Origin of the sequence: Komarekiella delphini-convector SJRDD-AB1 (assembly GCF_014831675.1) — a bacterium.
In the GTDB taxonomy this organism is placed as follows: domain Bacteria; phylum Cyanobacteriota; class Cyanobacteriia; order Cyanobacteriales; family Nostocaceae; genus Komarekiella.
The window spans coordinates 1-8529 of sequence record NZ_VJXY01000108.1 but is presented as its reverse complement, the minus strand read 5'-3'; the positions used below and the strand labels follow the sequence as shown (position 1 = coordinate 8529).

7 protein-coding genes and 2 pseudogenes are annotated in these 8529 nt (G+C 39.3%); 4 read left to right on the top strand and 5 right to left on the bottom strand.

Annotated elements, in window-relative coordinates; translation table 11 throughout:
- Nucleotides 1–200, bottom strand: a 200-nt coding sequence (locus tag FNW02_RS39370; protein ID WP_225226245.1) for a hypothetical protein, incomplete at its 3' end; no start/stop codon positions are given.
- Between the two features lie 536 nt (nt 201–736).
- Between FNW02_RS39370 and FNW02_RS39810 the strand changes: the two genes are divergently transcribed.
- The 3 genes from FNW02_RS39810 (at nt 737) to FNW02_RS39805 (ending at nt 3365) form a co-directional block, all read left to right on the top strand.
- Nucleotides 737–862 carry a hypothetical protein gene (locus FNW02_RS39810; RefSeq protein WP_263627863.1) on the top strand — a complete coding sequence of 42 codons (126 nt, stop codon included), beginning with the start codon at nt 737–739 and terminating at the stop codon, nt 860–862.
- Nucleotides 863–1196: 334 nt separating this feature from the next.
- Complete coding sequence (locus tag FNW02_RS36660; protein WP_191762393.1) at nt 1197–3056, top strand: albusnodin/ikarugamycin family macrolactam cyclase; 1860 nt, start codon at nt 1197–1199, stop codon at nt 3054–3056.
- A 180-nt stretch (nt 3057–3236) separates the two neighbouring features.
- The gene (locus FNW02_RS39805; RefSeq protein ID WP_263627862.1) at nt 3237–3365 is read left to right on the top strand and encodes a hypothetical protein; all 129 of its coding nucleotides are present in this window, start codon (nt 3237–3239) and stop codon (nt 3363–3365) included.
- A gap of 320 nt (nt 3366–3685) precedes the next feature.
- Here the strand turns inward: FNW02_RS39805 and FNW02_RS36655 are convergent.
- The 4 genes and pseudogenes from FNW02_RS36655 to FNW02_RS36635 form a co-directional block, all read right to left on the bottom strand.
- A pseudogene (locus tag FNW02_RS36655) lies at nt 3686–4391 on the bottom strand (hypothetical protein); the annotation flags it as partial.
- Between the two features lie 79 nt (nt 4392–4470).
- A complete protein-coding gene (locus FNW02_RS36645) occupies nt 4471–5409 on the bottom strand; it encodes an ABC transporter permease (RefSeq protein ID WP_191762392.1) in 939 nt (312 codons plus the stop codon).
- 157 nt (nt 5410–5566) lie between these two features.
- A complete protein-coding gene (locus tag FNW02_RS36640; RefSeq protein WP_191762391.1) occupies nt 5567–6625 on the bottom strand; it encodes an ABC transporter permease in 1059 nt (352 codons plus the stop codon).
- A 106-nt stretch (nt 6626–6731) separates the two neighbouring features.
- Nucleotides 6732–8199 (bottom strand): annotated as a pseudogene (locus FNW02_RS36635) (ABC transporter ATP-binding protein).
- A 223-nt stretch (nt 8200–8422) separates the two neighbouring features.
- Between FNW02_RS36635 and FNW02_RS36630 the strand changes: the two are divergent.
- A partial coding sequence (locus FNW02_RS36630; RefSeq protein WP_191762390.1) for an IS1 family transposase occupies nt 8423–8529 on the top strand: 107 nt, incomplete at its 3' end.

Genomic DNA, 8529 nt, shown 5'->3' with positions numbered 1-8529 from the left:
CCAGTTGCTCTTTTGATAACTGGTTCAAGCTTTCTCGGTCTAATTCTTGAGACAGGTTTTGGTTCATATTTGTGATACTCCCTCTCAAGTGTTACCTTTGTCAATACTCTGCCACCTGAATCCTTACGCGGGGTGTTCAGCCAATGGTGTTGGCGCAGTAAGTGCCAAGGGAGTGAGTAACGTGTTTTCAATGGTTTCATCCATTTACTTATCAGAACATTAGTTCTCGTAAGCCACATTCCAATAAGTAATTCTCCCCCAAAAGGGTACAGAGCGATCGCTAAGCTCTCAAAAATTTTTTGTCAATTTTGGAATATTTTGCATTGAGCGTTCGTTATAAGAAATAGAAACTGCTCATTATCAAGTTCACAGGTAAACAAAAGAGTTTTGACTATGAGCTACTTTATACACTTACGCTTCACTCATTTTTTATACTTTTGAATTTTGAGTAATGAGATGTGTAATAAGTGTTTAAGGTACTACTGTATTCTTCTCTGTTTGGTTGTGGAGTGAAAAACCTTAACGACATCTGGTGTTTAAGTAAAAAATCAACTTTAATGTACAGATACGTCTAGTTTTGTAGAGCATTTAAAATTTGATTGTACTTTACAACTTACCAAATAAATCATTTTGAGGCTTGTTTAAATGACAACTCTAATTTCAATAAAGAAGCAGTAATGTCAGCCTGAAGTTATTAAGATAGGTGATGCAGTTAAATTAACTTTAGGTCGCTTCTATGGCTGGCGGCGAGATTGGCTTCCCCGTCCTTGGACATGGAGATATAGGTATTGATGGTAAATTTAGCTTAAGCAAAGAAGAAACTGTTAAATCAATGTTAGGTCATGATCCTAGCTTGCATTAAGTTTTTTACTTCTATGACCTGCTCTGAAGTAAAATTAAAGTATTTTGCAACTAATTTGCTAATCTTTTTATGCTTAAGTGAAGAAATATCATTTGTAAAAGGAATAGGTGAAGTCAACAGCAAAACAGTCTGATTTGACTTCACTATTTTAAATAGCAAATAAACCTATATCTTCTAATAAAACTTCATTAATAATTTCTATATTTTCTACTTATTTTATAGATTAATCAAAAGTTAAAGTATAAAGTTATATTTAAATTTTTCAATACCATATTATTTTATAAATAAAAATTTTTCCTAAGATTACTATTTCATTCACCAAATATTAAAGAATATGGAACGTTGGTTTTGCGGTTTTATAGCCGAGGATAAATATTCTCTTTTAAACCTCCCTAAACCACTTGAAGGAAAGTTGCTTTGGGCAGAGAGAAATTACTTGTGGCTCTGTGGAAATTGGCAAAAACAACAAGTAATCATAGCTTCGGAAGGCTTGATTAGGATAGCTATAGTCGGTAGTTGTATTGCATCTTATGAAACTGTGATCAAATTATTTCAAAGTGCTATCAAAAAAGGTGAGTACAGCCAACTTATGAAACTGCCAGGTAGCTATAATCTGATTGTTCAAGATAATGCTGACACGTATGTATTTGTGGATGTTGCTGGTGTAAAGTCTGTATTTTATGCAGATTATAATTCTGTGATTGTTTACTCTTCATTAGGAGTACCTCTACAGCAATTGCTTAAGGCTGAAATAGATCAGCATTGGCTAGCAACTTTTTTATCATGTTCAGGGACAATAGGATTAGTACAAAAACGTACTCCTTTCTGTAATGTACAAGTAATACCTCCCGGACACTATTTACATATTTCATTAGGCAAAGTGGTATGTCAACGTTATTGGTATAAACCTCAAAAATATAAAAGTTTTTCTGATGCGGCTGAATATTTACGTGAACAGTTAATAACTGCTGTTGAAGGTAGAGTCAATTTATACGGTAATGTATCTAGCGATTTGAGCGGTGGTTTTGACTCGACTACTTTAGCTTTAATAGCTGCAAAAACTCTAGCAAATCAGGGTAAAGATTTAATTACAATAACTGAAAAAACTTTCAGTGCCACTCAATCTTCAGATATCAAATACGCTCAGCATGCAGCTAGTTTTTATTCAAATATTAACACTGTTATGATTGAGGAACATAATGTTTATAGTGAGTATAGTAGCTTGAAATCAATTCCTTTGATAGATACGCCAGATACATTAGTCATTAGCCTCGGAAAAATTAACTACAAAATGGAAATTATTAAGTCGATAGGATCTCAACTTCATCTACATGGAGAGGGTGGAGATTCAGTACTTTCATCAAATATTTCTTATTGTTCAGATTTGTTAAAATTAACAAAAATAATAACATTTTTTCAGCACGTATATGGATGGTCTAGAGTTACAAATTGTTCGCTATTTTCTTTATTAATAAATTTTATTTATTTAAATATTAGTTCTTATCGCCCGTGGTTACTTCAAGAAATAAAAAAAATAAATAACAGATGTTTATTATTTCAAGGATCTAATAGCCTGACTCCTTTTCAAGAATATCTCGGTTGGGATTCTCTTCCTAAGTTTATTGATTGGCATACAAAGAAATTAGCAGATTTAGTTTTGGAAGAATTACATAAATGGGCAATAATAGCAACACCTTTTGCTGATACTCCTGGAGAACATCAAGCTATAGCTGAGATCCAGTCATTTGGAGCTACGATTAAAGTAGAACAACAGGTAGCTAATATTTATAATGTGAATTTAGAGTCTCCTTATCTTGATTCTTTGGTAATTGATGCTTGTCTCTCCGCAAAACCAGAGGAACGCACAACCCCATTTGCTTACAAACCACTTCTAAGTAAAGCATTTCAGTATGATTTACCGCAGAGTATTTTTATGCGTAATACTAAGGGTGAATATACAGCAGATGAGTTGAGCGGTTTCCGAAAAAATCGAGATGTTATTAAAGAACTATTAAATACCTCTGTTTTAGCAGAAATGAAATTAATAGATCTAGAAAAATTACGAAATGCTATACAATTTTTTAGTATGGGATTCTCTGCTAATATGCAACTTTTTAATACTACGCTAGCAGTTGAACTCTGGTTGAGGCGTTTAGCAGAAAACAACAATAGTTTCTGGTCAAAAGAGAATTGATATACACAGCATAATCTGTAGGAGATTTCTAAATCAAATTGAATATCTGAGATAAGTAGGTCGGTATTAATATTTGTAGTTGGGATAAGGCAGGAGACAAGAGGGTTTTAGCCCAATTCATCTTTCTTTAACGATATTTATTGGCTGGGTTTATCAAAGTACTTGCCACAATTAGAGGCAATGGTTCTGACTTCACGCATCCGTGAGTTAGAGGTAATAAATAATTTGCAACTAATTCAGATAATGCGGCAAGCTGCTGTTGGCGTCGGAGATGGTTCAGTTTGCTATCGACTTATACCCTTGCATTAATTATCTGATTTGAACAAATGGTGCAAAAGCAGCACCGTCTTTCATAAGTACCGACTAAACTACACCAACTGAATTGCAAAAGTTGAGCTTACAAACTAATATTAGTTGGTTCATGTAATTATCTCTCCATTGGCAACACCTCCTCAGATAGCAAGGCGTAAAACTCTAGTACTGCTGATTCAACAAGCCGCAGTTCATCTGCCGCGAGCGCTTCCAACTCTAGCACAACTAGGAGCAGTGCAAGTTATCAGTCCATCGCTTAAGCTTGAGGATAGACAATCAGCGCCGTTTTACCAGTTGGATCTCTCGGTTAACCCCTGTTATTCGGTGAGCCAAAACCGCAACTCCGACTTGAAATACCTATCGGTTTTCTTAGACTCATTGCGCCAGCAATCCCAAGCCACTATCACTTCGTCTCCTAAATCCTCCACGACTTCACCCCTCTCCATATACAAAGTCCGGTAAGGATCAGCGTGGGCAACAATGGAACCAACGCCAATGGTATCTGGTTCACTAGATGCGTTCTGGAGTGCAGTAATTAGCTCTGTTTCTTGGGTGTTTAATTCAGCCAAATAATCTGCCTTAATCACCTCGTATTCTTGGGCAACATGACAATAGTCCTGCCACGTACACTTAGGGTTAGACAACACCCGCCTAATGTCACCAACCGCTTGGGGCAACAGCTGTAACTGCTCCGTTCTTTTAGTGATCGCTTCTGGTGTAGGACTACTGCCCAAGATTATCGCCGCCGCTTCCATCGCTCTCTTACAAAGTTGCTCCTCTTGGGGAAACCCCATCACCCTTGGCGTCTCCCCTTGGGAGAAGACCGCACTTTGCGCTTTGGTGTTATTCATAGCTGTGGCGATCTGCTTCAGTGCCATACCTGAGCCGCAGACATTCTTGGGCATTATCTAGTGGCGGCTCAACTGCTAGCGATGGCGTAAGCGCCCACCTTCGGCATCGCAAATCAATAGTCTTTGAGAGTGCTTGCTGAACCTGCTTGTTCAAAGCTTTAGTTAGCTGCCTATTTGGTGGCAGTATTTCCCTACTCCTGTGCAGGATGGGGAGCTTTGGAGTTTTCCAATAAAAATAGAAACACAGCTTTTTAGTCTGAGTGGCGATTTTGTGTAAAGTAGGGAGTGCCTAAAGCTTTAGGGGGTGTAGATTTGCCCACAAACCCGACTAATGCCAATAAAGCGATCACATAAGGTAGCATTACTAAAAATTGGTAAGGGATATTTGCCCCTAAAGCCTGAATTCGCAGTTGTAAAGCTTCTGTAGCCCCAAACAGCAAACAAGCCAAAGCACTACCTACAGGATGCCATCTGCCAAAAATTAATGCTGCGATCGCAATAAATCCTTTACCAGCACTCATCCCTTCAGCAAAAAATCTTACTTGTACCAAAGTTAAATAAGCACCTCCTAAACTCGCAAGACAGCCACTAATCACTACAGCGATATAACGGACAAATGGTACGGAAATTCCAGATGTGTCAGCAGCTTTCGGAGATTCTCCCACTGCTCGCAATGTCAGTCCAAAGCTAGTTTTAAATAAAATGTATGTAGTTAAAATAACTAAGATAAATAATAAATATACTAAAAAATCTTTCTGAAATAGTAGCGGCCCTATCAGGGGAATATTAGCTAAACCAGGAATAATAATTGCCCCGATTCCAGGTAACTGCTGTGTACTACTGCCACTAAACACTAATCGGGCAAAAAACGATGTTAATCCAGCTGCGACAAGATTAATTGCTAGCCCAGATACCAATTGCTCGACACGCAAAGTTATACACAAAACAGCATGGAGTAGTCCGACTAACCCCCCAGAAATCAAGGATGCAAGGATACCAAGCCAGGGATTACTAGTGTAGAAAGTAGCCACAGCGCTAGTAAAAGCACCTGCAAGCAACATTCCTTCTAAGGCGATATTTAACACTCCCGCTCGTTCCGAATACAATCCTCCAAGGGCTGCAAATGCTAAGGGGACGGCTAGACGCAAAGTAGCTATTAAGTAATCAGAGAAAAAGTTGAGATTATTCATAGAGTTATTTTTAAACGCAGAGGTTCGCAGCGGAAAGTTCCTCGTTCGCGTAAGCGTTCCGCAGAAAGCCGATTTTCCCGGCGGAGGAACGCCACTTTGCAAGTGGCTCAACTTTTCAAGACAGAGGAAAGCGGAAAGTTTCGCAGAGCTTTCTGGGTTAAACCTTTGCGCTTCTCTGGGTTTTGACTCTTATCTCTCTTTCGACTGCGAGACTGATAGCAATAAACAACACCATAAACCCTTGAATCGCGTAAACTACAGTTACCGGCACACCTGCACTACGCTGCATCACATTCGCACCACTGCGAAGCGCTGCAAAAAACAAGGAAGTTAATACTACACCGATAACACTACCACGACTTAAAAAAGCAATCGCAATGGCATCAAACCCATAACCTGGTGAAACTTGTTCAAATAACCGATATTTCAACCCCATCACCTCACAACTCCCAGCCAATCCAGCTAAACCACCCGAACAAGCCATCACCAGCATAATGGTACGTTCAACATATATATGGGCATAACGGGCGGCAATCGGGTTAAATCCCACTGCTGTAATTTGATAACCTAGAGGCGATCGCACTAACAATACCCATAAGATACCTGCGGCAATTAAACCGAATAAAATACCAGCATGGGCAAGGCTTTGGGGTAATATAATCGGCAAACGGGATGTTTTGGCAATTAATGGCGAATAAGGACTAGGCGCACCTGTTGCCAATAATGGATTTTGGACGAGGTAGCTAACTAAATTCACGGCGATGTAGTTGAGCAACAATGTAGTAATTACCTCATTCACTCCGCGCATTGCTTTGAGATAACCAGGAATCCAACCCCAAACTGCACCGAAGAAAAATCCTGCTAAAAGTGCTAAGGAAATATGAATTACCGCAGGTAATCCTTGCAGATATAACCCAATTAAAGTACTTCCCAACGCACCCAGATAAATTTGTCCTTCTCCACCGATATTAAATTGCCCAGCCCGCAACGCCACTAGCACGCCTAAACTGGCGAACAATAGCGGTGTCATTTTGGTGAGGGTGTTACCAAATGCAAAGTAGGTAGAAAGAGATTCTTGAAATAAGATACTGTATGCAGTGATGGGATTTGCCTCAGCAATTAGCATGAGGATAGCACCAACGATGAGAGCGGAGGCGATTGCAATTAGCGGTGATAGGATTGGTAACAGGAATTTCATGCGATTAGTTGCGATCATTCATGTCCGGCTGATTAATATTCCCGCATTTGTCCAAAAACTTGAAAACTCTTTCTCCCCCTGCCTCCTTGCAGCCTTAACAATCCGTCTTTAACCGTACACAATATCATTCATTATTCCCACCACCCATCAACAAACCAATTTCTTCCATTTTTGCCGTGGCTGCATCCAAAATAGCCACAAACTCACCTCTGTAGATTACAGCAATGCGATCACTCATTGTCATCACTTCTTCTAACTCAGTAGAAATATACAAAATTGCGGCACCGCGAGCGCGTTCTGTTAATATTCGAGACTGGACGGCTACTGTAGCCCCTACATCTAACCCCCTTGTGGGTTGCATGGCGAATTAAAGCTGGTGTTTGCGCCAGTTCTCGTGCTAACACCACTTTTTGTTGATTTCCTCCCGAAAGCTGACTTACCAAGACATCAATCCCATTGGCCCGAATGTCAAACTCTTGCATTGCAGCTTGGGCACGATTAGCGATCGCTTCTTGTTGTAACAAAAAACGGTGACAAAATGGCAGATATTTAAAAGCTTTTAAAATCAAGTTTTGGGCGATGCTAAATTGCAACACCAATCCCATTGTTTGCCTATCTTCTGGGATGTAGCCCACTAAAGAATCCTTGTGTGTAAACTCAATTTTACCCTGCTTAATAGTCCGCACAAAAGCGATAGCATCAGCTAATTCTCGCTGTCCATTGCCATCTACACCAGCAATTCCTAAAATTTCTCCCGCCCGCAGTTCAAAAGATACATTATTTACAGCCGGAATATTTCTTTCATCAGCAACTTGTAAATTTTGCACCGATAGGATAATTTCTCCTGGTAATGTAGGAGTTTTATTTAACTGTAAAGCGACTTCCCGTCCTACCATCAATGTTGCTAACTGCTGAAATGTCGCTGCTTCAGTTGATGTTGTTGCTACTACCTTTCCCCGGCGCAAAACTGTGACTGAATTACAGAGATTCATTACCTCTTCTAATTTATGACTGATAAAAATGATTGTATTGCCTGCGGCTGCCAATTGGCGCAAGATAGCAATTAATGATTCTACTTCTGGTGGTGTCAAAACTGCTGTAGGTTCATCAAGAATCAACAACTTTGCTCGACGATATAGAACTTTGAGAATTTCTACCCGTTGTTGTGCCCCAACAGATAAATTTTCAACTTTGACAGTGGGGTCAATTTCTAATCCATAAGCTTGGGATAATGTGGCGATTTCTTGCTGTTTATATTGTAGATTTAGCCGCCAAGTTTTCTCCATTCCTAAGATGATATTTTCTGTGACAGTTAATTGAGGCACAAGCATAAAGTGTTGGTAAATCATGCCAATGCCTAATTTAATTGCCTCATTTGGTGAAGTAATTTTTATTGGTTGTTCTTGGAGATAAATCTCACCAGCATCAGGTTGATAGAGTCCACTAATAATATTCATTAAAGTACTCTTCCCTGCACCATTTTCGCCTAGTATTGCATGAATCGTTCCAGATGCAACAGAGAGATTGATATTGTCGTTAGCAATAAAAGACCCAAAGCGTTTGGTAATATTGTTTAAGCGTAAATAGTTCATATTCACAAAACTGATAGCTCGTAGTGAGGACTTTAGTCCTAAAAATCTGAGCTAAAGTCCTCACTACAAAAGTTTTTTAATATAGTCTGCTAAACCTATGTTGTTGCTTTCTTTACGCAGCGCGTATCCTTTCCAGCCTCTTTACAGTCTTCAAACACGATTTTTTTATTAACAATCTCTTGCTTTGCAGTCAATACCTTTTGCGGCGTTGCATAATTAAGGGATGAACTGTCCTAACTGTGCATCTAGCCATATCCGCAAGAACGGTCATCGGCGTGGTAAACAAAACTACATTTGCTGTTCATGCGAGCGCCAATTTCTTGAATCATA

Bases quoted from the DNA above. Each gene is read 5' to 3' on its own strand.
- FNW02_RS39805 (WP_263627862.1), top strand. From the start codon at position 3,237: ATGGTTCTGACTTCACGCATCCGTGAGTTAGAGGTAATAAATAATTTG.
- FNW02_RS36645 (WP_191762392.1), bottom strand. From the start codon at position 5,409: ATGAATAATCTCAACTTTTTCTCTGATTACTTAATAGCTACTTTGCGT.
- FNW02_RS36660 (WP_191762393.1), top strand. From the start codon at position 1,197: ATGGAACGTTGGTTTTGCGGTTTTATAGCCGAGGATAAATATTCTCTT.
- FNW02_RS36640 (WP_191762391.1), bottom strand. From the start codon at position 6,625: ATGATCGCAACTAATCGCATGAAATTCCTGTTACCAATCCTATCACCG.
- FNW02_RS39810 (WP_263627863.1), top strand. From the start codon at position 737: ATGGCTGGCGGCGAGATTGGCTTCCCCGTCCTTGGACATGGAGATATA.